This window comes from Mastigocoleus testarum BC008 (genome assembly GCF_001456025.1).
In the GTDB taxonomy this organism is placed as follows: Bacteria; Cyanobacteriota; Cyanobacteriia; order Cyanobacteriales; family Nostocaceae; genus Mastigocoleus; species Mastigocoleus testarum.
In genome coordinates this window covers 16,327-42,430 of sequence record NZ_LMTZ01000156.1, presented here as the reverse complement: position 1 = coordinate 42,430, position 26,104 = coordinate 16,327, and the positions used below count along the sequence as shown (strand labels likewise).

Sequence of the window (26,104 nt, the reverse complement as noted above, 5' to 3'; positions counted from 1 at the left end):
GTATTGCGCTGTCTGTTCTGACTCCTTACTCCTGATTTCTGACTTCTGACTTCTGACTTCTGACTTCTGACTCCTGACTTCTGACTTCTGACTCCTGACTTCTGACTCCTTACTCCTTACTTCTTATTGACTTTTCTGCTTAAGTGCTAGCACAAATTCAAATTGCGAAGTTTCTTTGTTAGGATTATTCGCTGTCATACCCACACCACGAATCGAATCCAGGACAGTTCTTGCTTCCTTAGGAATTGGCTGTAATGCAGCAAAACGGTCAAATATATTCATACTTTGATCCATATTCAGGTAAAAATAACCGCTATTTGGCTGTTGTAAAGAACCAGCGATAGTTTTGAAAGGGTCGCTATCTTTCAAAGATGGATTTTTTGCAGTTGCGACGGTTTGTGCTACAGAGTCACCAACAGCCATAAATACTGTGTCATTATCCAACCAACCTTGGGTTACTAAAGCACCTTGTCCCGGAAATTCCCACTTGGTAACGTCTTTATCGCCAATTTTACCTTTCTGAATACTGATAGGTAGTTGATTTTGGGCAATATTATTGATTTTATTGAACGTTGCTTCAGTAGTTTGGCGATCACTCGTGTCAAATACCAGCGCCGCACCAAAACCAGTATTTGCTAAAACTCCTTGATTTGCAGGAATTAAAGCTAATGCAAATTCTCCATTCATCCAGCTAAAAATATCTTTATCTAAATCAATATTGACAGTTTGCAGTTGAGTTCTTGTTTGCTGAAGGGCTTGCTTAAGTTCGGGATTAGTTTCAGACTGTTTGACAAAAGCTGACCAAACATCTTTTAAATCTTTACCATTTGCAGAAACAATAGTATCTACCGGAAACAGATTGACTAAATTTGAAGGACTATTTGGATACTGGTATTCAGCAAGTTGGGGATCCAGATTTGCAGTCGCTTTCATCCGAATCCCCACGTTATCAACTCCGATCGCCCCGACCATAGATTTAACCTGCTTCAACTGTTCCAAGGTTTGTGGAGGTACTTGAGAGGAAGAGTTGGTGGTAAGTAATTGTTTTACAGTGTTTCCATAGTCAGGTACATATACTTTTACTAAAGTATTTTGTAAGTCTACATTGTGATTAAATAATTTATCCGCCCCAGGCTTACTCGCAAAAGATGCTTCACCTTTATAGGTATCAATCGCTTGCTGTATGTTTTCCTTGTTGGGAGCAAGGACTACCCGGTCGTTTAAAATCGCACTGTAACTAGGTGCTCCTTTATTTTCAATAGTTTGTGTAATTGTTTCGCCTTTATAATCTATTTCCTTTGTCTCAACGTCTTTTTGTGATTTTAGTTTTTTGGAAAAATCTAACGCTGCGAGTTTATCCTTCACTCCTACAACCATCAGTAAATTGGGCTCTGACCGATCTTGAGGAGTACCTTGAGTCGGTTGAACTGGATTTGGTGGAAGCACAGCGAACATTACTCCACCCAACCAAGGTTTTAAATCTTTTTCATAGGAAAGGTCCCTATCTTTCGTCAAATCTTTTTTGAAATCTTCTAGACCTTGAGTAATTAGTTTTTGCGCTTCTGGAGTTCCAAAATTTTCTAGATTCGACCATAGTTCGGGATCGGTTGAGATATAGGCTGTCATAATTGCTTCATCTGGAACCAATTTTGCACTACCTAAAGCATCTGAAATCGTTCCAGAAGGACCACCCTTTAAGAATAAATAAGTTGCAGTTGCAATTCCTCCAAGTACTAAAGCTGCACCTACTGCAGGAATTAAAAATTTTGCTTTATTTTGTGGCATTATCGTTAATTTAACCTCTTTCTTTCAAATTTTGATTTAACAAACTACAAACGTCATGGTAAAGTATTCGGATTTATGCAAGGAATATTGTAATTTAGCGATATTTACTGATTTTTGAGGTCGTACCGCATACTATTTTCGATTTTGATTACTGCAATTAGAAAAAACTGGGGAAACAGAGTGCTATGGTCCCTAGATAAATGACATAATTATTTAACTAAAAAATAATTTTAATTTGTGAATAAAGGATGAAATTGTCATAGAATATAGGACTTAATAAAACATAGGACTTAATAAAACTAATATTCAAAGGAAAAAACAAAGGCAAAAGATAGTGCAAGTATTTCTAGTACTTGTTAGGTTTATTATCCAGAACATATTAAGTCGGGACAAATCAGAAAGAAATTGTCAAATAAAATCAGAATTCTAATTTTGATGAATATTTTCAATTAAATTGTATTGTTAAGAATTACCTAATCTTGTCAATTTATCTATCGGGAATTTGAAAAAGGAGTTAGAAATCAGGATGAAAGAATTAATAACATAGCATATGCTTGTGGTATTGAATTAGTTTAAGCAGAAGAAAATATTTAAACTATTCAAACCATTTACACGCGCCAATATTTATTTAGAACGGGGCAGACAGAATTTAAAGGGGAAAGAAAAATTTAACCACACCTTTATTTTTTTGCCAAAATACTTAGCAAGTGTTCTTATTTGACCCCATCAGATTTACATTTCGTAGCTAGAAAAAATCATAGTTAGAAAAATCAATGCTGAAATCTTATTTCGATACGGAAAATAACCGTCATAAATCTTTTGAGTTACCAGGTTCAAAACCTCAATATAATCCCGACCGTCCGGGACAGGTAGAACATATTTTTCTCGATCTCGATTTGGATATTCCCAATCAAAGTTACCAAGGGAATTGTCAGATTACCTTAAATCCGATTCGCAGCAATATCGACCGTCTGACCTTAGATGCTGTCAACCTCAACATTAAATCCATCCAGGTCAATGAGGTTGGGCAAAAATTTGATTACGATGGTGAGAAATTAGAAATCGAGCTTAACCAACAAACTCAAATAGGTAAACAGATAATTATCGATATTGCCTATTCTGTGGAAAAACCCCAACGCGGGATTTATTTTGTTGCACCGAACAAAGACTATCCGAAAAAAAATACCCAAGTTTGGACTCAGGGTGAAGATGAAGATTCCCGCTACTGGTTCCCCTGTTTTGACTACCCCGGACAATTATCAACTTCAGCAATTCGCGTCCGCATCCCCAAATCATTTATTGCTGTTTCCAACGGTAAACTAATTGCTGAAGAAGTAGATGGGGACAAAAAAATCTATCATTGGTCCCAGGAAGAAGTTCATCCAACCTACTTAATGACTTTAGCGGTCGGTGATTTTGCTGTCATTAGCGATCGCTGGAATGACATTCCAGTTACTTATTATGTTGAAAAAGGTAGAGAAGATGACGCCAAGCGCACGATGAGCAAAACTCCTAAAATGATGGAGTTCCTCAGTGCAAAATATGGTTATTCCTATCCTTATCCCAAATATGCTCAAGTCTGCGTTGAAGATTTTATTTTTGGTGGGATGGAAAATACTTCCACCACACTTTTAACCGATAGATGTTTGTTGGATAAAAGGGCAGCATTAGATAATCGTTTTGCTGAAAGTTTAGTCGTTCACGAACTTGCACATCAGTGGTTTGGCGATCTAGTTGTAATTAAACATTGGTCCCATGCTTGGGTAAAAGAAGGAATGGCAACTTATTCAGAAGTCATGTGGACAGACAATGAATATGGAGCCGAAGAAGCTGCATACTATCGTTTAAAAGAAGCCCGAAGCTATTTAGCTGAAGATAGTAATCGCTATCGTCGTCCAATGGTAACTCACGTTTACCGGGAAGCCATAGAGTTATACGATCGCCATATTTACGAGAAAGGTGCTTGCGTATATCATATGATTCGTGCTGAATTAGGCGACGAGTTATTTTGGAAAGCAATTCAAACTTTTGTAGGGGATAATGCCCATCAAACCGTAGAAACAATAGATTTACTGCGGGCTATTGAGAAAGCAACTGGTCGCAATTTAATGTTTCTCTTCGATCAATACGTTTATCGTGGAGGTCATCCTGACTTTAAAGTTACTTACTCCTGGGACGGAGATGCAAATTTAGCAAAAGTTACAGTTACTCAAACCCAAGCAAAAGCAGATGGTAGCAGCAAAGATTTATTTGATCTAAAAATTCCCATCGGGTTTGGTTATAAGCAGGAAGGAGAACCAACATCTAAAATCTTCACTGTGCGGATTAATGAACGCGAACAAAGTTTTTACTTCCCTCTGGAATCCAAACCTGATTTTATTAGTTTTGATGCAGGCAATCATTTTCTCAAAACTGTATCTTTAGAATACTCAATTCCAGAATTGAAAGCACAGCTAGAATTAGATCCTGATCCTATCTCTCGGATCTATGCAGCTGCAGCTTTAGCAAAGAAAGGTGGTTTAGAAGCCCTGAAAGCACTATCAGAAGCTTTGAAAAATGACCGATTTTGGGGCGTCCGGGTTGAAGTTGCAAAGCAAATTGCCAAAATCAAACTAAATCAAGCTTTTGATGCTTTGATTGTTGGTTTAGCAGACCAAAATGCTTTTGTGCGCCGAGCAGTGGTTCAAACATTAGCAGATATCAAAACCCATGAAAGTTACAAAGCTTTGAAAAATTTAGTTCAAGATGGAGACAACAGTTATTATGTGGAAGCCTCTGCAGCCAGTGCTATTGGTTCAATAGCTGCAGCTTCTGGGGAAGATGAAAAACCCAAGGAAGAAAAAGTTATCAAGTTACTCAAATCTGTCTTACAAGAAAAAGCTGGTTGGAATGAGGTCGTTAGAAGTGGTGCTATAGCAGGTTTAGCCGAATTAAAAACCAGTGAAGCAGCCTTGAATGTTTTGATAGAGTATAGTAAGCCTGGAGTACCCCAAGCACTACGTTTGTCTGCAATCCGCGCCTTGGGTAAAATTAGCATCGGTCAAACTCCTGCTAATTTAGAAAACATCTTAGATAAGTTAAAAGAACTAGCAAAAGAAACCTTCTTTCTAACTCAAGTCGCAGTTGCAGTAGCTTTGGGACAAATGGAAACACCTAAAGCGATCGCGATTTTGCAAACTTTGGCGAATCAAACTCCAGATGGAAGAGTACGTCGTCTTGCAGAAGAGCAAATCCCTAAAGTACAAAAAAGTATTGGCTCCGATAGCGCTGTGCGTAAATTACGTGAAGAACTTGATCAAATCAAGAAGGAGAATCAGGACTTAAGAAGCCGTTTAGAAAATTTGGAAGCTAAGTCCAAGTAACAAATCTAAATTTAATTAACGGTTCACTTTCAGGTTAATTTTTAACTGAAATATCGGATATTTAGGTAGAGGTACGATATATCGTATCTCTACATTTTATATTTTAATGATTTCTATTTGCGCGAATAATTTAAGACTGTTATGAATTCATACTTTCAATATATTTATTTTAGATTTTAATTTTTAATTAAAATTTTAATTTTCGATTAACTAAAGTTAGGATTCCCATCCTAATAGATATTTATATTTTATCGCTACAACTAGTGTATAAAAATATTATCTTATTGGCTTTTATTGAATGATTGTGCACCTGAGTCAATATAACTCATATTTATTATTGCAATTTTCATAAAAGGTTATAATCATAAATTATAAATTATTAATCAACTAATGATAAATTCCTTATAATCTTTCAATAACTGCAATACAGTCGATAAATAATTTAAAATTACGTCACTTATTAACGCAGCTATTCAAGTAATTTCAGGATACAAATATTACATTTATCCTGATATCAAAAAAACAATATAGAGATAGATAATTTCGCGTAAGTGATGCTACTATTTACGACGGTACTTTCAGCAATCGGAGTCAATCATGAATAAAACACTGCGCAATATACTTGTTGGGACTGGAATTGCAGCTGTTGGCGCAATCGGAACCAAAGCAGCAGTAGATTATTTTCAAAATCGCGGGAAAGAAGAAGTTATTGATGAGAGTGAAGGCGATGCTGAAGCAACTTCACCAGAAGAAGTTGCTTATGCAACTGTAGAAGAAAGCTCTGTTCAAGAATTTTTAGATGTGAGCTTTGGTGATGCTGGTCGTTATGTTCCCAATCGTCCGCCCAAAATTTTTGACTATCAAGGCGAACAATATATGGTTATCTGGGCGTATGACAATGAACAAGAAAAAAATCAAATGTTAGCTTTTAAGTATACTGATGCTGGCAGAAAAATGATTGCTAGTGTTGGTTACACCGGTGAAAAAACAGACTATAACTTAAATCTTGAAGATACTCCCTTTGCTATTGATGTAAATGGCAACAAATTACAATCCGGTCAGTCTGAAACCGAAGGTAGCGAGGACGTTGACTTTGTTTTAGCTGCTTGATTGAAAGTTACGATTTAAATCTACTAGAAGTAATGGTGGCTGTAACAGCCACCTAATTTTATATATTAATTATCTTTAAATAATTAATTATCTTTAAATATTAAATTATCTTATTATTAAGCAAAGAAAATTAAGGAGTATCAGTCAGAAATATAAGTAGAATCAAGTGCTTTTAACTGATAGTCCAAATTATTTGTACGGCATTTAGTGACTAGGTTAGGCATTAATAGAATCCTGTTTGTCCTACGGACACGCTATAGCTATAGCTGCACTGCTTACGGAGCCGCTAACGTCGTAGACGCCCTAAAAACCATGATTAGTAAACTTTTTATCACCTTCTTGCCCAGTCTATTATGACGTTTGACTTTTTTAGGACTTTGCTGTGCCCCAAGCGTACCATAATGGGCAGAGATTATATTTTGACTTACGCCTAGCACTACTAGTAGCATTTCTTCTAAGTGAATTCATGCCTAATTTTTAAAATCTTGCGCTCAGTTGATTTTGTCCAAACAGATACTTGGTATAAAAATAATTATAGATTTTCTTGCGATCATTATGATGATAGAACTAAAAGTGAGGAAATTACAAATACAAAGTAAGTCAAATTTACGCCAATTATTTGTACAAAATATAAATCTCTAAAATCGCAGTAATAAAGGATAAAATCCGATTCTCATGCGATTTTTAGAGATTTAGATTCAACTGGTTTTAACGGATTCGGGCAACTAAAACAGATAAAATAAACTAATTCGCTGTTTTTTCTTTAGCTGCATCCATCTCCCAGGTGTAATAGCCTATTTTTTTCGGTACTCTAGAGAATCTGCCGATACGATAACCTCTAGATAATTCATTGAGGACGGCGCTTTTAATTTCCCGCAATTGCTGCTCGTCTAAGTCCCCATAAAGCCCAGTAATAATATCAGCCACACTGAAAATGGTTCCTTTATTTTCTTCTAGAAAATCAGAAATGGCGTCAATTAAGAACTTACCTTCGTAGGCTCTGAGCATTGGTATACGCCTGGTTTTCGGCAGCACAAACGGTTTACGTTTCTTTTGTTTTGCTTTAGATTTTGACTTACCTTTTTTGAGCGGTAACTTTTCTAAATCAAAGGTGTAACAACCAGGTTCCTCAGGAACTGCAGACCAATAAGTCTTTTCTTTACCGTGGGTTAGAGAAGATTGAACTCTCCCTTTGACCACTTTAAATAAGTTTGGCTCTAAATCTCCGTAAAGCGATCGCACAATAAAATCTATGTGACATACTCCACCAATATGCTCTTGCAATAGCTTTTCTATTGCTTGCATTCTGGTTAGGGTTTCATATTCAGCAACCATTGGAATATCAGGAACCAGCTGCTTAGATTTGTTACTTTTCTGAACAGTTGCAGTTGTACGTGGAGAAGAAGAAGCATCTGAGTCTTGCGAAGAACCCGAAGTTCCACCTAATTCCTGCTTGTTTGCTTGTTGAGTATCCTCACTTGTTTTGTTTGCTGCTGTGAGAGATTTTGGTAAAGAGTCACTGCTGCTAGTAATTTCCTCTGTAGTTAACGATGCTTCTGTAACACTAACTGGTGTTGCATCTAGTAACGTTACAGAATTATTTCCATTAAGACCATTTACATCGCTATTATTTGTTAGCAATGCTTCTACATGGGCTAGCTGGGAACGTGCGTTTTGATATAGAGTCTCGTACTCTTTTACCAGACGAGCATAATGGTCTCGTAATCCCAGGAGGGGTTGTATAAAGTCTTGGGGGGGAGGTTTCAATTGTCCTTTTGAGTTCATAGGGCTTTAGTTAAAGTTGTGTTCTATCGTCAGTTTCACCTTTATAGGTCATTGGTACCGGTTTAACACGCTTATTACTAGATCTAAAGCGTGATTTCCCGGATGGCTGAGGTGGACGGCACTTTTCGCAATATAGTGGGCGAGGTCCAAAAGTTTCTCTCTCCGTAGGAGAGTTGCATTGCTTACAGACAAAGTGAAAAACTCTGGTATGAATCAGGCGCTTGTGTGCTCTGACCGTATACTCCTTAACATTGACGTACTTGCTTGTCATAATCAAAAAATGTGAATTACGTTCTTACCAATATAATTATTCAAACCGACAAAATTGAATCCAGGTATAAGGAAATCAATATTTGATTTTACGACTGAATAAATTTATTGTTAAAAAATAGTGCCTTAATATGAAGATAGACTGACGACATAAATTTTAATCCTCTATCTAGTTTGGTCAGGACGATAATGGAAGGTCGAGTCTACCGGCTGGAAATTCCAACAGACTAACCTCCAAAATATTGGTGAGCATAATTACCAACTCTCTGATGTCTTGAAACATTAATCCTGATAAAAATTTACTATATTTCACAACTGCAGATACACTGAACTAGCCTTTTAAACTCCTCTTTTTTAGGCAATAATCTTGCTCGGTGAACTACCCTCTCAATATATTAAGTCAAATCTAACGGCACAGTGGATAGATAATAACTGATACTGGAGAGTGAAGACTTTTGCCAATACTGAAAAGCAGAATTTACAACAGCCTTTACAAGTTAGAGAATTATATCAGTTCGTATATAAGCACTTTCTAATTCACTACTAACTTATAAAAGGATTTACTTAGACAGTATATGAATTATAAGACTTAGAGTAAAGATAAATCAAAATAATCTAAGTCAAATTTCATCATCTTCGATATTTCACTTCATAAAGTGTCAAATCTGAATATATAAGCACTGAGAAAAAGCCATATCTGGCTTGGGATAATTTTAACAATAAAACAGCTTTTCCCATTGTTAAAGGTCTGGTATTTAGTTGTGTTGATGATGTATGAGAACATTTTAGAAATAGAATTTTCCTCTATTACATAACTGTTACAGCTTTTAAGTAAAGCTTTTATTGAACTGGCTCTTATACCACTCTAGGTCTGGATGAAGGGGTTTCAAGCTTGCAATAATTATTCACTAGCGTATAGCTATTCAGCATCCGGTGATGCCTATTAGCGACCCTCAAGCCTGATTTATATTGACATCTATGTCCTTATTTCGCAAATACCTGGAAGCTTAAAAATTAAACTAGGAAGTTTTGCTCGCGTTCTCAAAACCTACTTGAAGTTTTTTGCTCAAATAACGAGGTAAAAATTCCTTATTTACTAATTGTGGCTTCATAACAACAGTACTATTTTGTAATATTTGTTATTTAGAACGAGTAATGATTGGTTCATTTTTGAGTTCTTAATTCCAGAAATAACTACCTTCTCTAGCTGGAGAATCAAAAATTTCAAAACAAAAATTTCAAAATATCAAGCTCTCCTCAATTCCTATTTTGCAGAGAAATTGCACGAAACACACAAAATATCTTTCTTAAAATTCTACCTGATTCACCATACTAACTGCTTTGGCATGAATCAGGTCAAATATATTTTGAGAGAAAACTTGTTGGTTCATTATTTCCAAAATCCCTAATTTTTTTTAAGTAAAGCGTGATATCTATCATGCAAATAGATCCATTATGAGTGATTAATATATGGAAATACTCGGCAGATTTTGATTTTATAGATTTTGATGTTACAAATTCCCTACATTTTCCCTGAGAGGTACATCAGCACTAATATAAGCAAAGAAAGCTGTTCACTTATTCACATCCTGTATTTGAGAAGATGTAGCTCTACGTGCAAATCAAAATAGATAGCACCTACAGTTCCGCTAATATGGAGCGTAAGCATAGCATGCGTTTTACTCCTCATGGCTTTTAATATTTATGAATATCTTCACCTAATTAGGTAGTGTTATATACGAAAATTAGTTATTTAATACACTATTCAATACAAAAATGTACACAAACATAATTCATAGCCAAAGATATTTTTCCTGAACTGAAATATGCGATGGGTCACCTGCATATTTCGACAGCATGGTGGATGCGTGTTTAACAAGGAGGTGAAAATATTAAAGACACAAGTCGTACATCAATATCTAATGTGATTTTTTGAGATTTGACTGAGTAACGAGTCTCAACTTGTAGCAACTACCAATGAATTACTAGAATACCGGGGTCCTGCATCAATCAAATTGCGAGAAGATTTCATATTGAAAAGGCTATGATTAAAATAGGGTACAGCATTAATATAAATAGATTAAGTCCCTAGATTCCCAGTTAAACTTAACATTAAGCCTTCAACCCTCGAAGATAAGCAAGAGTGTGATACGGAAAAATATTAACCACATCATCACATTGAAAAAGGTATGATTTCTATGAATAGAGAACCATTACCTTGAACAGAGATTCACCTGGCTAACATTTGTACCACAAAATGGGAAAATAGTTCCTAACTTGTATTCCTCCGTAGGCGTTGATTCATTTATACTAAGACAGTAGATAGGTACAACAAAGCTTAAGCATTTTAATATGTACTCCAGGTATACTATCCACCTCACGCATATTTAGTAAACACCAAGGTACATAACAACCAATAACACAAGACTATTTTTAAATCATAGTGACAGGCAAACACTGCTTGCAGTCCCTTTCTTAAAAATAGTTTATTGATGGGCTAACACACTAATTTTAACTTTCTTCTCTTTTCTGAGAAAGAACATTACATTTGAGTCTAGTTTTTAGCTTAATACTATTTATTATCTTACATTTAATTATGCATCGCTACTTAATCAAGCATTATACTTTGCAAATATTCTTTAATCAGATCTCATAAATTCCAACAATTTTCAATAAATATGCATAAATCACTTTCTTCTGTCGGATAACTTAATACAAGTTAAGGAGATTCGCTACACATGCAAAAAGTTATAAAAATATTTGCTAGATTATAAGTCTATTATTATTGCTAATCAAAGTGTATTGATATTAAACACTTCCCACGCTATATATTTAGTCAAAATCTGTACCTAGGGCATAAAATGAAAGTGATGTATGGATTTAATGATGATTTGTATCTAAGTACATTTCTGAAGCACGTTTCTAAAGTATTTGTGTTATTTATAATTTGTTTTAATTATAAATTTAATGGCTATGAATCAATAAACAAATATTATGTTTTTATATTTATCAAAAACTAACAATTATTACAATATTTATTTTGCATTTATAATACTATCAAATTTAGTTATTTACAAGTATATATGTGATATATATTTCAACGAAAATTTTTAATATTAGAGGTTCATTAACATAGAAAACAGCCAATAAATTATATTATATAGTGAAGTATTTACTTATAGGGAAAATTAAGGCATTCAATAAATGAGGCACAATTATTCGTTGTATCCCATAGTTGTTGGCGCATTAAGTGTATTGGCTACGCCAAAAATAGCAGTAGGGTTATCTGATAGTGAAGTAGGAAAAATTGCTCGAGAAATTACAGTATTAATTGGTGGCAAAAATGAATCTGGTTCAGGAGTACTTATTAAGAAAGATGATACAACTTATACTGTCTTAACTGCCCGCCATGTTGTAGAAAAAAAAGACGCGTACACCGTTATAACTCCAGATGGTAAACAGCACGCGATCCAATTTAAGAACATAAAAAAAATACCGAACGTAGATTTAGCTTTACTAGAATTTACAAGTAATAATAATTACTCAATTGCCAAGATCGGAAATTCTAGTGCAGCTGTTTTGGGAGCGACGACTTATGTTGCTGGTTTTCCCAAAGCTATCAATGAGAAACAAAACTTACCTTACAGTTTTCCTCCAGCAGGTAAAATTACAGCAAATGCTTCTCAAGCATTACCGGGAGGTTATGCTTTAGCCTACAGAATAGATGCTTCACCGGGTATGAATGGAGGACCGGTGCTAAATGAAAAAGGTGAAATCATTGGGATTCACGGTTTAGGAGATGAAAATTATCAAAACCGGAAACTAATACCCAATCCCACTGCTACTTATCTAAAAACGGGAAAGAATTTAGCTATTCCCATCGGTACCTTTTTAAAATTCTCTAAAAGTGCTGGGATTGATGTAGATTTTGTTTCTCCTGAAACTAGTCCCACTAACAAAGATTCTACAAAATCCAAAGCAGATGATTTTTATATCAAAGCTTCATCTGAAGTTAAATCAGGAAACTTTCAAGAAGCAATTGCTGCTTACAATCGAGCAATCAGTATTAATCCTCAATATACGGATGCATATAATGATCGTGGTGTAGTTCTTTCTGCTCTGGGAAGTTTACCTGAAGGAATTAAAGACTTCGAGCAAGCTGTAAAAATTAATCCTCAATATTCTATAGCTTATGTAAATTTAGGTATTATTCGTTTAAATTTGAAGAATTACGAGCAAGCAATTACCAATTTTGATCGGGCTTTGCAAATAAACTCTAATATTGCTGATGCTTATCTCAATCGGGGTAAAGCCTATTTCTATTTGGGAAAAAAAGAAAAAGCAATTGCTGATTACGATCAAGCCTTAAATATTAACCCTAATGATGTACAAGCATATGATAGTAGAGCTATAGCCCGCTTTCGTTTGGGAGATAAACAAGGAGCAATAAAGGATTTTGGTCGAAGTTTAGAACTCAATCCTCAAAATGCTAAAGCTTATTATAATCGTGGTGTTGCTCGTTCCCGTTTAGGAGATGATAGAGGAGCGATTTCAGATTACGATCTGGCATTAAAAATTAACCCTGGTTATGCACAAGCTTACGGTAACCGGGGTCTAGCTCGTTTGCGTTCGGGTGATAAAAAAGGAGCGATCCAAGATTTAAAGACAGCTGCAGATGTTTTTCGCAAGCAAGGTAAAGAAGATGATTATCACAAAGCTCAAAATTTAATTGAGAAGCTTCAGGAGCAGTGACTCAAGAGATTGTACTTTTAAATATCAATCATCGAGTCGGTAACTAAAGTAATAGTTAAAATCCTGAACCCAGGGGAGATATTTACCAATTCATAATTAACAGCTATCTAATTTCAAATGATTCAATCATCTGGTTTACATCTTGGATAAAAGTATCATATTCATTAATTGTTGCTGTGTATGTAATAGTATATGCCCTGTCACCTTTCAAGGTCCAAATCAATAAACTTTTAAAAGTTTTTCCTCTATCTTCACGAGTATAAATTAATTTGTTAGCAGGTCTATAAGCTAAAGTTGCTGTATCATTCCTAATTATTTTTGCTTCTGGAAAATTATCTTTGATAATATTGACAAATGATGTTTGAGAATCTTTTAAAGTACCCGGAAATCTTCTCACACTAATAGTTAAATGCTCGATAAAATTATCTTGAGAATTCTGATGGGGTGAATTAAAGATAACAACATCTGTTGCAATTGGATCTTCTATATTTTGTGCCTCCCAACTTGTAGGATGCTTGATTTTGAGACCTCGACTATTATTCTCATAGGTAGAAAAAGTTTCTACAGGTTGTGCTATTTCCAATAGTTCGTTTCGAGGACTAAATTTATTCCAAACAACAAAACCTGCTGCAAGACTCGCAGTCACGCCCAAACCTATAAGTATTTTGATGAGCTTTGAAGAGAAAGCACTTCGATTACGACCCTTCCTTATCTTATTGTACAGTGGATTGCCATAAAGAGTTTTTGTGCACATGGCAGGATCGGAAAGACAGTTTAAGGCATCAAGTACCGTCCTTGCACTACGATAGCGTTGTCGAAAATCGTAGCGTATCATCCCATCTAAAATATCACCTAATTCAGGATTGACTACAACATTTAAGCTATGACGCCAATCAATCTCACCTGTTTGATGATCTGTAACTAAGTTGTGAGGTGTTGTTCCAGTCAAAGCCTGAATCGCAATTACTCCAAGCGCATAGATGTCACTATTAAATTGGGGAAACCCTTGGGCTTGCTCTCCTGGCATGTAGCCACGAGTACCAATTGCAACACTGTAACTGGTACCTCCTTGGGAATTGATAATCTGAGTACTAATCTGTTTGACAGCCCCAAAGTCTATTAAAACAATTGTTCCATCTGGACGACGGCGGATATTTGAAGGTTTAAGATCTCTATGAACGTGATTCTTCTCATGAACAAATATTAAGACCTCTAAAATATCTTGTAAAAGTTTAATAACTTCATCTTCACTAAATTTTTGTCCCGAAAGTAATTCCTGTTCGAGGTCGTGACCTTCTATATATTCTTGTACTAAATAGAATTGTTGTTCTTCTTCGAAGTGCGCTAGCAGTCGTGGTATTTGTTTATGAACTCCTAATTTTTCTAAAGTTTGAGCTTCCCTATGAAACAAACGTTTACCAGCATCGAAAGTTTTCGAGTCGGTAGACATTGGTCTAAATTGTTTGACAACGCATTTGGGATTTCCCGGACGCTGAATGTCTTCAGCTAAGAAGGTAACCCCAAAACCCCCTTGCCCCAATAATTGAATCATACGGTAGCGTCCACCCAGGGTTTGATCCACCATGAATTGCATGAATTATCTCAGAAACTATTACTCAATTTAATGTTGATTTTCGCATAGAGACTTTCCTAGAGGATTAAAGTTACTTCATAAATTACTAAAATTTAACTATAAATCCCAAATTCTTTGCCCAAATTTATCAGGCGATTGTTTGAATTAATTTTGATAGTATCTTATACGTGCTTACGCCTAAAACTAGAACAATAAAATCAGGGTTAACATAATTTTTAAATATTGAATAACAGGCACCTCTGGGAATTATTGTAAGAATTTTCTTCTCGAGGTCCATCCTCCCAAGGGGACACTTCTGTTGTCAGAATATCTCGCTGATTTTAACAAGCTAAACATTGTGCGTACAGAGTATACTATAGAGTAGTTAAAAAAACCCATTAAACACTGGTTTATACTTAAGATTGGTTCTGGGACTGCAATACTGATTTATATTTTGTATGAACAAATAACAAGTATAGTAATTGTCTAACTTTTGTTAAGTAATTACTGCTCTCAATTCAAACCTGTAGTAACAACTTAGCTGGAATATTATACAGATTAATATATAGCTGCTGTGTAAACATTACTAATCTGTAATTTACTATCTATTTATTCTTGAATTTATCAGAACGGAAAGATGCTAAATAAATCTGTTAAATCTCTTTTTCTTGTAGCTGTAACTGCAAATTTAATGATTGGTTATGCTTCTGCAAGAGTCTCCCAAAATGAAATATTTATGGCAGGAGAGAAAGTAAATAATCGTCAACAAAAAAAAATTGAAACTGATTTATCTCTTGGTAATGATAACTCGATTTTTGCTCAAAATTCCGGCCAGATAACACGTATTAGAACTGGTATCATTACCCAGCTTATTGAAAATTTATTTAAAGGAACTAAAATTTATTTACATAATCTTGGTCCAAAAAAGGGTAAAAGCTGGCATCAAAAAAATTCTTCTTATATTCAATTAAGTAAAACTTTAGGTGGGAGAAAACAGAACTTCGATATTCCCGAATCGACAGTTAAGGCTCGTGCTTATGGAACATTGCGATACTATGTCGATAATATTAAGCTTTCACGACTGAATGTAAAGAAAGAAAATGACGCCTTCAAATTGAGTTTATTTTTTGAAAGTAATGGTACTGAGTTGAAAGGTTATCACACCGCAAGATTTGTTGATTTTGGCGACCGAGGTGCGCCAGATATTGAAATGGATAATATGCGTTTGGATGTCTATCTCAAACCTGCAAAAGATAATTTTGGTCGTTTGAGCTATGATAGTATTGATGTAAAATTTGATGCTAATATTCAGGCAGGTGGAGTCTGTAATATAAGGGGTACAGATATCTGCAATAGGATGTTTAAATATAAAAAACGTATTGCCTCAGCAATTGAAAGTAATCTCCGTGCCCAATTAAATAATCAACGCACCCGCGAACGGTTAGCTGCTTCATTATATTCACAGCTAAAAAAATTTGGGATCGGTAGGATCACAGGTGTGAATTTTCAAAGAAATAATTTAGTTATTCGTCACCAAAGTTAATTTGCTTGATTTGTTAGTTTAGACCTAACGCCACGTTATAGTCATCAGTCCGTTCGTATCTAGCAACGCGGAATGGGGAAGGATAGCGAATTCAGTTCAAACCGGACAGGATTCAGAGTTAGATTAGCAGATTTTTTGAATCGAAAAATTTTCTTGTCCCATAACCTTGGCATCGTTATCCTAAAAAGTATTGGCTGATGTGGTCAAATAAAGTTGTTAGGGTAATAGTCTCATGGGATGGAAATCATTACAAGAGCGCATTCATCAAATACCACTTGTTCTGGCTGGACCTATGGTGCGATGTACCCAACCCGATACCGTTACTGTTTGGATTGCCTTAAAAGAAAGCCATAATGTTACCTTAAAAATATTCGATTTGGATAGCAATATTCTGTTTGCAGGTAGTAGAAGAACTGTTGAAGTTGGCCAAAATTTACATGTTGTTGCAGTAACAGCTAAAAATAATGTCAAAATTCTCGAATATGGCAAACAGTATCTTTACGACTTGGGCTTTGATGATGCCACAAGCCTGAGAACACCAGGTATATTAACATTAGAGGGTTCTGTTGAAGATATTGTTTACCCTGAATATCAGTTACCTAGTTTTCCCGTCGTACCCAAAGTTTTACAAGAATTACGTTTAGTTCATGGTTCTTGTCGCAAACCACATGGTGAAAGTATGGATGCTCTAGCTAGTCTGGATAAAATGATTGGCGAAGCATTGGCGCGAGATCCAAAAAAACGACCCCATCAATTATTTCTCACCGGCGACCAAATTTATGCAGATGATGTGGCAGATGTTTTACTATTTATGTTGATGGATGCTGAAAAAGCATTATTAGGTTGGTCAGAAAAGCTGCCAGATGTTGAAGATCTCCAGCAGTTGAATCCCGGTCAAAGAAATAGTATCGCCACGCATATTGCTGGTCTTACAGCAAGCATTGGCAAAATTGGCACAATTTCTAATCTTGCCAAAAGTCATTTATTCACTCTTGGTGAATTTTGTGCAATGTATTTATTTGCTTGGAGTGATGTTTTATGGGTTGAGCCACAAAATTTTCCTAATTTCGAAGATGTTTATTCTAATCTGGGCTCTTCGACCCCAGAGATTTCTAAGAAAAATAAAAATACCTTTCAAGGAGAAGTTAGATATATCGAAGAATTTTGGGCGACTCTAAAGCAAGTTAGACGTGCTCTGGCAAATATTCCCACATATACAATTTTTGACGATCACGAAATTACTGATGATTGGTATCTCAATGTCGCATGGTGCGATCGCCTTTTAAATAAACCCTTAGGAAGAAGAATCTTACAAAATGGCATGCTGGGCTATGCACTTTGCCAAGGTTGGGGAAATACACCAGAACAATTTACAGAAGGGAAACCTGGTTGGGCTTTACTTCAAGCAACTGAGTTATGGTCAAGATCGGCAGGAACAGACCGAAAACAAGAAACAAACATTAGCAAATTTATAGGTTTACCCAAGTTTGCTGAGATTGCTCAAACTTATCCTCGAAGATTAACACGAGATCCCGAAGCATTAACTTGGCATTATATAGTTCCTGGACCCAAGTATGAAGTCTTAGTACTTGATACCCGCACCCAAAGAGAGTTTCCTGGGAAAAATGATTTTGATTTCCCTGGACTTTTACACGCTGATGCTTACGAAGAACAAATTTCTAATGTGCCCCGCGATCCTGAAATTGAGGTTACTTTAGCGATCTCACCTGGTCCTTTCGTAGGGGTTCCTTTTATGGAAGATCTACAAAGAGTAGCTAAAAATATATCTGAAAAGTTTGGTAGTGCTGCATGGGGTTTTGATACTGAAGCCTGGGGATTAGAAGAAAACGCATTTGAAAGAATGTTGTCGCGTATGGCGCTAAGGGGACTACCAAATAAGCAAAATAAATTAGTTATCTTATCAGGCGATGTACATTATAGCTTTAGTGCCCGTTTACAGTATCGTGCAACCAAACCTTTTGAAGCTGCAACAAACATCCACACTGAACTTACGATCGCTCAACTTACGAGTAGCTCTCTCAAAAATGAAAAAAAAGGTATTGGTGGAAGCCATTCTTTACATATAAAAGGTTTTGTTCCTTTTCGTTTGTTGATGAATTCACCAAGTGCAGAGGTTTTGGGGTGGGAAAATCCACAAAAAGAGGAGCTAAATCTGGGAGTTTGTTACACCGCAATTAATGAAGCACTGCAACCAATTCCGTTAGTATCTTCTCAAAACAATCCAGCAAAGTTAGATTTATTGAAAAAACGTGGTGGCTTAAAAAAATTAGAAATTATTAAAAAGCCCCAGTGGTGGTATCGCATTGATTTTATTAATGCTAAGCGGGAAAAGATCGAACAAGATTTTTCTTACGTAAATTCAAATTTCAAAGATTCAAATTCCAAAGATTCAAATTCTAAAGATTTAATCTCAATACCTACACCTCTTCCCGGACAAAATCGCCAGCCATTTTTAGAGCAATATTTAGCTCTTGCGACAAATGAGCATCATCACGAACTTGGCAAAAATTATGGCAAAGAAATTGTTGGATTAAATAACATTGCCGAAATTACTTTTGAATCAGTAGATGGAAAAGATATTGTTGTCCAAACCCTTTGGTGGCAACTGGAAAGTAAAGAAAAAGGTAAGCTTTTGCCACCTTTTCCTTTGACTAGATCTGAAGTCTCACTAGATTTTAAAGATAAAGATTACCCAATGGATGATTTACTTGGGGAAGTGATGTAGCGGTCGAGCAAATTAATTTTGCTTGGTGAGGATAAGTATAGGAGCAGGGAGACCTTAGAAAGCCTCAAAAAACTTTATTTTATATTTATAAACTCCATGGTTAACCCCAAGCAATACCAACATAACTTATCTGAAATTAGATGGTTCAGGAACAGTTAATCCTGTTACAACAGCAGGTCTACTGATAATTCTATCGTGCCAAGTTATGAGCCTGGGATATTTTTCGGCATCGGTCGCACCCATTTTCACTGCAAAGTACAACCAACCAAAATGAGCCATGTCAACAATTGAATACTCACTACAGATGAAATCCCGATCCTCGAGCCGTTCTTCTAAAATTCCAAAAAGTCTATGGGCTTCTTTGCTATAACGTTCAATAGCATAAGGTATCTGTTCCGGAGCATAACGCATAAAATGCCCTAGTTGTCCTAACATTGGACCGATGGAAGCTGCTTGAAAAAATAACCATTGAATTACTTCCCAACGACCTCGAACTGATTTAGGCATAAATTTACCTGTTTTCTCTGCAAGGTAAAGTAAAATCGCACAAGATTCAAAAACTGTTTGTCCAGTTTCGTTATCAACAATCACTGGAATTTTGGCATTGGGATTTAAAGCTAAAAATTCTGGTTTGAATTGTTCTCCCTCACTTATGTTTACTCGCTTTACCTTATAAAGAAGACCAAATTCTTCTAAAGCAATAGAAATTTTATAACCATTAGGTGCACTTGCTGTATACAAATCAATCATTTTTATTTCCCAAACGCAGTAAGTATTTGCTTGCTTTTGCGCTCGGAAACAACACCGGTGCGTTCCAAGACAGTTATTAGCATAATCCAATTAATTTGGACGACCAATAATTAAAACACTAATTTTTATGCTTATTAGTCCAAAATAATTTATAATTTTGATATGGACGCATTAAGTGAAGTTCTCGCAACAATTCATATCGGAAACAATACCTGTTACCCCTTAACAATATGTGCGCCTTGGGGGATCCGCAGTGAAGAGTTTATCGGTACTAGTTTTTGGACAGTAAGACGGGGTAGTTGCTGGCTTCAGGTAGCAGATACAGAAAAACCTCTTTCTTTAGTCGCCGGAGATTTTATTCTTTTTCCCCGTTTTCAAGAGCACATACTCTACGACAAACCTGAAAGTCTAATCTCAAATGACACTAATTGGTTGAATTGTCATTCTCATTTACCTTCCGAGCCAATAAAATTTCTAGGAGAAGGCTTAGAAACAACTTTGCTTTATGGGAAACTACAATTGGAAGGCCCTATCGTCAATCAATTGTTAACACCTTTACCACAATTCATACTTATTCGAGAGCAAGAAACACAATCTGCACCTTGGTTAAATACAACTGTACAATTTTTAACTGCAGAATTATCCAGTCAAAACCCAGGTAATAATGCTATTATCAATCATTTATTATTAGTTCTTTTTGTCCAAGCAATACGTTACTATATCCACAGTAAAAGCGAAGAATGTCAGGCAGAAAAACCTGGAGGATGTTGGTTAAAAGCCTTAAAAGATTCGCAAATTGGCACGGCTATTACATTAATTCATCGTTATCCACAAAAGCCTTGGACTGTTGCAAGTTTGGCTTCAGAGGTGAAGATGTCACGTTCGGGATTTGCTAGTAATTTTCGGGAATTGGTTGGAGAACCACCGTTACAATACTTGACTCGATGGCGTATGCAAAAAGCTGCTGGTTTGCTTCGTTTGGGATATCAAACCCTAGCAGAAATTGCTTCTGAGGTCGGGTATGAGTCGGAAGCTGCATTTAGTAATGCATTCAAGCGTTGGATGCAAATATCTCCAGGTGCTTTTCGGCGAGAAACCCAGAGTAAACCTTAATAACAGATCAAAGATCTCATTTCTAGCTCCTAACTCCTAATTCCTGACTCCTTACTCATTACTTATTACTTATTACTCATTACTTTCAATTTGCGTCACACTCTCGCAAGTAAAGGCGCGGCAGCTAAAAGAGTCTTAGTATACTCATGTTCCGGAGCAGCAAAAATTTCTTTAGTCGGACCAATTTCAACAATTTTACCTCCATTCATCACAGCAATGCGATCGCACAAAAATCTTGCAAGCCATAAATCATGGGTAATAAACAAATAAGTTAAATCAAATTCATCTTTTAACTCCAACATCAAGTCTAGAACCTGAGACTGGACGCTAGCATCCAGCATACTCACAGGTTCGTCACAAATTAGTAACTTGGGACGAGTAATTAAAGCGCGAGCGATCGCAACCCTTTGTTGTTGTCCTCCAGATAAGTCAGATGGGTAACGTTCGTAATAAATCGATGGGGGAGTTAAACCAACTTTTTCCAACATGGAAATGACTTCATCCTTCACCTGACTTTTTTCTGCAAGTTTATGAATTAGTAAAGGATCTGCAATATTTTGTCCCACTGTCATTGTTGGGTTAAGACAAGCATGGGGATCTTGAAACACCATTTGCATTTGTCGTCTTTGGGAACGAATATCGCGGCGAGATAAAGTAGTTAAATCCTTTCCCAAAAATTCAACTTTCCCGTCTGTTGGTTGAAGCAACTGTAAGATTGTCCGCGACAAAGTACTTTTACCACAACCAGATTCTCCAACTAATCCCAAGATTTCTCCAGGATATAATTCCAAATTAATTCCATCGACAGCTTTGATGGTTTGACCTTTTCCTTTAAATAATCTTTCTATAAGATTTGGTTCGATGGAAAAGTGCTGACGTAATTCACTAATTCGCAAAATAGGATTTTCAGAATTTTCGATATCATCGCTTTTGTTACTTCCTACAGAAGAAAGTTGGGGTTGGGATTCACCATCATCTATAGTTTGTACGTGTAAAGCAGCTTCCAGCAAGGAACGAGTATATTGATGTTGCGGTCGCCCAAAAACATCTTTAGAAGCACCTATTTCTACGATTTTGCCATCATACATTACCCCAATGTCGTCAGAGTACTCTGCAATTAATGCTAAATCGTGGGAAATTAGTAACAGCGCCATATTCTCTTCACTACATAAGCGGGTAAGCTCTTGCAATATTTGCGCCGATACCGTTACATCTAAGCTAGTAGTGGGCTCATCAGCAACAATTAATTTGGGTTTGAGTAATAAAGCTAAAGCGATTGCAACCCTTTGACGCATTCCACCGCTAAATTCATGGGGATATTGACCCCAGCGATTTGCGGGGATATTAACTTTTTCTAAAGTTTCAATTGCAACTTTTTTAGCTTCTTTGCGAGATAAATTTGGGGAATGGCTCAACAAAGTCTCCAAACAATGATTGCCGATTGTCATTAACGGATCGAGCCGTGTCATGGGATCTTGAAAAACCAAACCCACCGCTTCGCCACGAAATTTTCTTAAATCGTCTGGAGACATATCCAATACTGACTGTCCCTGAAAAATTACTCGACCTTCAACTAGGCTTTTCGGGGGTAACAATCTCATAGCTGCCCTTCCTAGGGTAGACTTTCCACAACCCGATTCTCCTACCAACCCCATTTTTTTCCCGGCTTCAAGAGTAAAAGACACATTATCTACAGCCCAATGTGCTTTTTCATTAACGCGGTGCGGGTATGATACCCGCAAATTTTCAATACGAAATAAAGCTTCACTCATAGTTCGCGATCAGTAATTAGCTAAGTGCTATTAATTTTTCGAACTGGAAATTTCAAATACTGTAGCAGATTAAATATATTTATCTGGTAGGGGAAGTATCTTTTAGCTTTACCAGTAGTAATAGCCTGTATTATATTTCATTTCTTATTTTCAATTTCTAAGTACTATTTCTATGTGCTTTTTTTCTATTATTCTGCAATGTTAGGCTTAAGTAGAAAGCTAAAAATTTTTCTCAATCATATAGTCGTATTTTATTTTGTATTTAATCATACAGAAGATAGATTTCAATTCTTTGCAGGATAAAAAAACAGATAAAGACTGTGTACTTTAAAATACAAATAAAAATAAATATTTCATGTTCAATCGTTAATTTAATTACGAGTTTTCCCTATCAGTAGATTGTGTCAAATTATCGCAATATTCTAGTAGAGTACTTAAGCGCTGATGGATAGATGCAAAGCGCCCTCTAAGAGTAGCAATTTGGCGAGCGCCTTGGAAAAAAGTTATGTCCATCTCCAGTAATCGCATTTGTTTACTGATTTCCGTCAAATAAGATTGCTCTCGCTGAAAATAAGAATTATTGACTATATCTGTTTTTGCAGATAATATCTCTTCCAGATAAAAATGTTTCAAGGAAATAAAAGCTTGACGCAATTTTTGTTTATCTATGTTCGTTTGAGAACTATCAAGTTCTTCACGCATTTGATTCAACAAATTTGCAAACAAGTTATATTTTTCAAAATAGAGAGACATCTAAGGCTAATTAGTATAGTATTAGAAACAAGTTATTTTTTTTTCACAATAAACTTTTTTGACTTTTTTACCAAATTTTCTGCCTGCTGTTGTTAGGAGGCGGATTTTGCAATTTATTTGCCATTTATCAAATTAAGAGATTATTATGCTTGAATCCCACACTATAAGGAATGAATAAGTAGTGAAGGGAAACTCTCACCCAAAGCTTTGTCTGTCTAAATGTATTTGCGAAAGTATTTGGGGCAGTAATCTCGTCGTTTTTGCCTAACTTACCAACTTTAAAACTGAGTACAAGCAAGTCTGTATAGTATGAACTGTACACTTACAACTACACCAATCGATATTCCCCTTCCTGAATGGTTAAAAGATTGTTTGCAAGCATCATCACAAACAAGTGATGATGCCCAAAATCAACGCGAGTTCGAGCGCAATCAACTGATTGCGGATGCTTTTGATTTTGCTTATCAATTGCATCAAGGACAGTATCGCAAATCAGGAGAGCCATACATTATCCATCCCGTTGCTGTTGCTAGCATGTTACGTGACTTAGGTGGCAGTGCTGATATGATAGCAGCTGGGTTTTTGCATGATGTAGTGGAGGATACAGATGTAACCATTGAAGAAATTGAAAAACGCTTTGGCTCCGAAGTTAGTCGTCTAGTTGAGGGCGTAACAAAGCTTTCCAAGATTAACTTTAAGAATAAAACAGAAAGTCAAGCCGAGAATTTTAGACGAATGTTTTTGGCGATGGCGCGAGATATCCGGGTAATTGTGGTTAAGTTAGCAGATCGTCTCCACAATATGCGAACTTTAGACCATATGTCGGAGAGAAGTCGTCTTCGCAGCGCTCAAGAAACCAGAGACATTTTTGCTCCATTGGCGAATCGCTTGGGGATCTGGCGCATTAAATGGGAACTGGAAGATTTAGCTTTTAAATATTTAGAAACGGAATCTTTTCGTCAAATTCAAAAACTTGTAGCAGCTAAGCGTGCCGAACGGGAACAGAGGTTGAAAAAAGTCTCAGAAACTCTGCGTAATAAATTGGCAGAATCTGGGATTAAGTGTTTTGATTTAAGCGGTCGTCCCAAGCATCTTTATAGTATTTATCAAAAGATGCAGCGACAAAGTAAAGAATTTCACGAGATCTATGACTTAGCAGCCTTGCGAATTATAGTTAATTCCAATGAAGAATGTTATCGTGCTTTAGCTGTAGTTCACGATTCTTTTCGACCAATTCCTGGAAGATTTAAAGACTATATTGGTTTGCCTAAGCCCAACCGCTATCAATCATTGCATACTGGAGTAATAGGACCTTGGGGTAGTCCTTTGGAAGTGCAAATTCGTACTTTAGAAATGCATCAAGTTGCTGAATATGGTATTGCAGCCCATTGGAAATACAAAGAAACTGGTGGCTCTCTAAATACTTCTTGGACTCCAGAAGATGAAAAGTTCACCTGGTTACGTCAGTTGTTGGAATGGCAAAACGATCTCAAGGATGCTCAGGAATATCTAGACAACATCAAAAATAATTTATTCGAAGATGATGTTTATGTCTTTACCCCTGAGGGTGATGTTATTTCCCTAAGTCCTGGTTCTACAACAGTAGATTTTGCCTATCGCATTCACACAGAAGTTGGGAATCATTGTGCTGGGGCAAAAATTAATAGCAAAATGGTACCCCTGTCATCTCGACTAAAAAATGGTGATATCATTGAAATTATTACAAATAAGAATTGCCACCCCAGTTTAGATTGGTTAAACTTTGTAGCCACTTCCGCAGCCAAAAATAGAATTAAGCAATGGTACAAGCGTTCTCGACGCGAGGAGAATATTGCTCGTGGTAGAGAGCTGTTAGAAAAAGAATTAGGCAAGAAGGGTTTTGACTCCATGCTTAAATCCGAGCCCATGCAAAATGTGGCGCACAGATGCAATTATCACAGTGTGGATGATTTAATTGCAGCTTTAGGGTATGGGGAAATTACTTTAAACTTGGTCCTCAACCGCTGGCGAGAAATTATTAAAGCACAGCAACCGCTAATATCTGAGCCGGAACAAATAGATCGTCTGCCCAAAGAAAGCAGCAAAACATCACGAGACGCAACGATTAAAAGCTCCCGTGCAAGTGATTCTCCCATCATTGGGATTGAGGGTTTAGTTTATCATCTTGCAGGTTGTTGCACCCCAATTCCTGGCGAACAGATAGTTGGTGCGGTTACTCGAGGTCGAGGAATTACCATCCATCGTCAAGGATGTCGCAATTTAGAAACAGTCGATTGCGAGCGTCTGGTACCTGTGAGTTGGAACTGCGGAACTGCAAACCGTCGATGTCGTCATACCCACACCTACCCAGTCAATGTGCAGATAGAAGCACTCGACCGAGTGGGGGTTCTCAAAGATATCCTTTCACGTTTGAGCGATCAAGGGATCAATGTCCGTCATGCTACTGTCAAAACCGGTCATAATCAACCAGCCTTGATTGACTTAGGAATAGAAATTAGTGATCGCTACCAACTAGAACAGGTTTTTAGCCAAATCAAAAAAATGAGCGACATTATCAATATTCATCGTGTTGGTCAAATCGATAGATAAAGTCGAAAAATAAAATTGACATACGAATTAAGACATAGTTTGTCCTTAATAGTTGCTGACTAAATTTTAGGGGTTGAAATCTAAATAGTTTAGAAATCTAAATAGTTTAGAAATCTAGTCCTATTAAATCTAGCCCTCTCAATAGTATTTTGCTTTAATTGGCTTTAGCTTGCTTTTCAAACACAATCAAAATCAATTTGC

The 26,104-nt window shown here is 36.3% G+C and carries 14 protein-coding genes; 7 read left to right on the top strand and 7 right to left on the bottom strand.

The genetic code is table 11. The features are described 5' to 3' along the window. Nucleotides 1-123: 123 nt before the first annotated feature. Entirely contained in the window at nt 124-1,785 is a 1,662-nt protein-coding gene (locus BC008_RS42080; RefSeq protein WP_027842419.1) for a DUF3352 domain-containing protein, read from the bottom strand. Nucleotides 1,786-2,558: 773 nt separating this feature from the next. Between BC008_RS42080 and BC008_RS42075 the strand changes: the two genes are divergently transcribed. After that, on the top strand, nt 2,559-5,147 hold the full coding sequence (locus BC008_RS42075; protein WP_027842418.1) for a M1 family metallopeptidase: 2,589 nt from the start codon (nt 2,559-2,561) through the stop codon (nt 5,145-5,147). A gap of 597 nt (nt 5,148-5,744) precedes the next feature. After that, entirely contained in the window at nt 5,745-6,257 is a 513-nt protein-coding gene (locus BC008_RS42070) for a hypothetical protein (RefSeq protein WP_027842417.1), read from the top strand. Between the two features lie 744 nt (nt 6,258-7,001). Here the strand turns inward: BC008_RS42070 and BC008_RS42065 are convergent. Then, nucleotides 7,002-8,042 (bottom strand): hypothetical protein, encoded by a 1,041-nt coding sequence (locus BC008_RS42065; RefSeq protein ID WP_027842416.1) that lies wholly within the window; start codon nt 8,040-8,042, stop codon nt 7,002-7,004. A 10-nt stretch (nt 8,043-8,052) separates the two neighbouring features. Continuing rightward, a complete protein-coding gene (locus BC008_RS51930) occupies nt 8,053-8,313 on the bottom strand; it encodes a hypothetical protein (RefSeq protein ID WP_072207819.1) in 261 nt (86 codons plus the stop codon). 3,203 nt (nt 8,314-11,516) lie between these two features. On the opposite strand from BC008_RS51930, the gene BC008_RS42060 reads away from it, so the two are divergent. After that, nucleotides 11,517-13,064 (top strand): serine protease, encoded by a 1,548-nt coding sequence (locus tag BC008_RS42060; protein ID WP_063800863.1) that lies wholly within the window; start codon nt 11,517-11,519, stop codon nt 13,062-13,064. Between the two features lie 103 nt (nt 13,065-13,167). On the opposite strand, the gene BC008_RS42055 is transcribed toward BC008_RS42060, so the two are convergent. Beyond that, entirely contained in the window at nt 13,168-14,649 is a 1,482-nt protein-coding gene (locus BC008_RS42055) for a serine/threonine-protein kinase (RefSeq protein WP_027842415.1), read from the bottom strand. A gap of 625 nt (nt 14,650-15,274) precedes the next feature. Here BC008_RS42055 and BC008_RS42050 point away from each other — a divergent pair. Further along, on the top strand, nt 15,275-16,180 hold the full coding sequence (locus BC008_RS42050; RefSeq protein WP_027842414.1) for a hypothetical protein: 906 nt from the start codon (nt 15,275-15,277) through the stop codon (nt 16,178-16,180). Between the two features lie 232 nt (nt 16,181-16,412). Beyond that, nucleotides 16,413-18,926 (top strand): alkaline phosphatase D family protein, encoded by a 2,514-nt coding sequence (locus BC008_RS42045; RefSeq protein WP_027842413.1) that lies wholly within the window; start codon nt 16,413-16,415, stop codon nt 18,924-18,926. Between the two features lie 126 nt (nt 18,927-19,052). On the opposite strand, the gene BC008_RS42040 is transcribed toward BC008_RS42045, so the two are convergent. Then, a complete protein-coding gene (locus BC008_RS42040; protein ID WP_027842412.1) occupies nt 19,053-19,676 on the bottom strand; it encodes a glutathione S-transferase family protein in 624 nt (207 codons plus the stop codon). Nucleotides 19,677-19,838: 162 nt separating this feature from the next. On the opposite strand from BC008_RS42040, the gene BC008_RS42035 reads away from it, so the two are divergent. Next, nucleotides 19,839-20,789 (top strand): AraC family transcriptional regulator, encoded by a 951-nt coding sequence (locus BC008_RS42035; RefSeq protein WP_058184697.1) that lies wholly within the window; start codon nt 19,839-19,841, stop codon nt 20,787-20,789. Between the two features lie 95 nt (nt 20,790-20,884). Here BC008_RS42035 and BC008_RS42030 read toward each other — a convergent pair whose 3' ends face one another. Beyond that, nucleotides 20,885-22,561: an ABC transporter ATP-binding protein gene (locus BC008_RS42030; RefSeq protein ID WP_027842411.1), complete on the bottom strand. Its 1,677-nt coding sequence runs from the start codon at nt 22,559-22,561 to the stop codon at nt 20,885-20,887. A gap of 375 nt (nt 22,562-22,936) precedes the next feature. After that, nucleotides 22,937-23,314, bottom strand: coding sequence for a heterocyst frequency control protein PatD (patD, locus tag BC008_RS42025; RefSeq protein WP_027842410.1), 378 nt, complete (start codon nt 23,312-23,314; stop codon nt 22,937-22,939). A 309-nt stretch (nt 23,315-23,623) separates the two neighbouring features. Here patD and BC008_RS42020 point away from each other — a divergent pair, with 309 nt between their 5' ends. Continuing rightward, the gene (locus tag BC008_RS42020; protein WP_027842409.1) at nt 23,624-25,903 is read left to right on the top strand and encodes a RelA/SpoT family protein; all 2,280 of its coding nucleotides are present in this window, start codon (nt 23,624-23,626) and stop codon (nt 25,901-25,903) included. Nucleotides 25,904-26,104 lie beyond the last annotated feature (201 nt).

Coding starts and splice junctions, on each gene's coding strand:
- BC008_RS42080 (WP_027842419.1), bottom strand. CDS start 1,785: ATGCCACAAAATAAAGCAAAATTTTTAATTCCTGCAGTAGGTGCAGCT.
- BC008_RS42075 (WP_027842418.1), top strand. CDS start 2,559: ATGCTGAAATCTTATTTCGATACGGAAAATAACCGTCATAAATCTTTT.
- BC008_RS42070 (WP_027842417.1), top strand. CDS start 5,745: ATGAATAAAACACTGCGCAATATACTTGTTGGGACTGGAATTGCAGCT.
- BC008_RS42065 (WP_027842416.1), bottom strand. CDS start 8,042: ATGAACTCAAAAGGACAATTGAAACCTCCCCCCCAAGACTTTATACAA.
- BC008_RS51930 (WP_072207819.1), bottom strand. CDS start 8,313: ATGACAAGCAAGTACGTCAATGTTAAGGAGTATACGGTCAGAGCACAC.
- BC008_RS42060 (WP_063800863.1), top strand. CDS start 11,517: ATGAGGCACAATTATTCGTTGTATCCCATAGTTGTTGGCGCATTAAGT.
- BC008_RS42055 (WP_027842415.1), bottom strand. CDS start 14,649: ATGGTGGATCAAACCCTGGGTGGACGCTACCGTATGATTCAATTATTG.
- BC008_RS42050 (WP_027842414.1), top strand. CDS start 15,275: ATGCTAAATAAATCTGTTAAATCTCTTTTTCTTGTAGCTGTAACTGCA.
- BC008_RS42045 (WP_027842413.1), top strand. CDS start 16,413: ATGGGATGGAAATCATTACAAGAGCGCATTCATCAAATACCACTTGTT.
- BC008_RS42040 (WP_027842412.1), bottom strand. CDS start 19,676: ATGATTGATTTGTATACAGCAAGTGCACCTAATGGTTATAAAATTTCT.
- BC008_RS42035 (WP_058184697.1), top strand. CDS start 19,839: ATGGACGCATTAAGTGAAGTTCTCGCAACAATTCATATCGGAAACAAT.
- BC008_RS42030 (WP_027842411.1), bottom strand. CDS start 22,561: ATGAGTGAAGCTTTATTTCGTATTGAAAATTTGCGGGTATCATACCCG.
- patD (WP_027842410.1), bottom strand. CDS start 23,314: ATGTCTCTCTATTTTGAAAAATATAACTTGTTTGCAAATTTGTTGAAT.
- BC008_RS42020 (WP_027842409.1), top strand. CDS start 23,624: ATGAACTGTACACTTACAACTACACCAATCGATATTCCCCTTCCTGAA.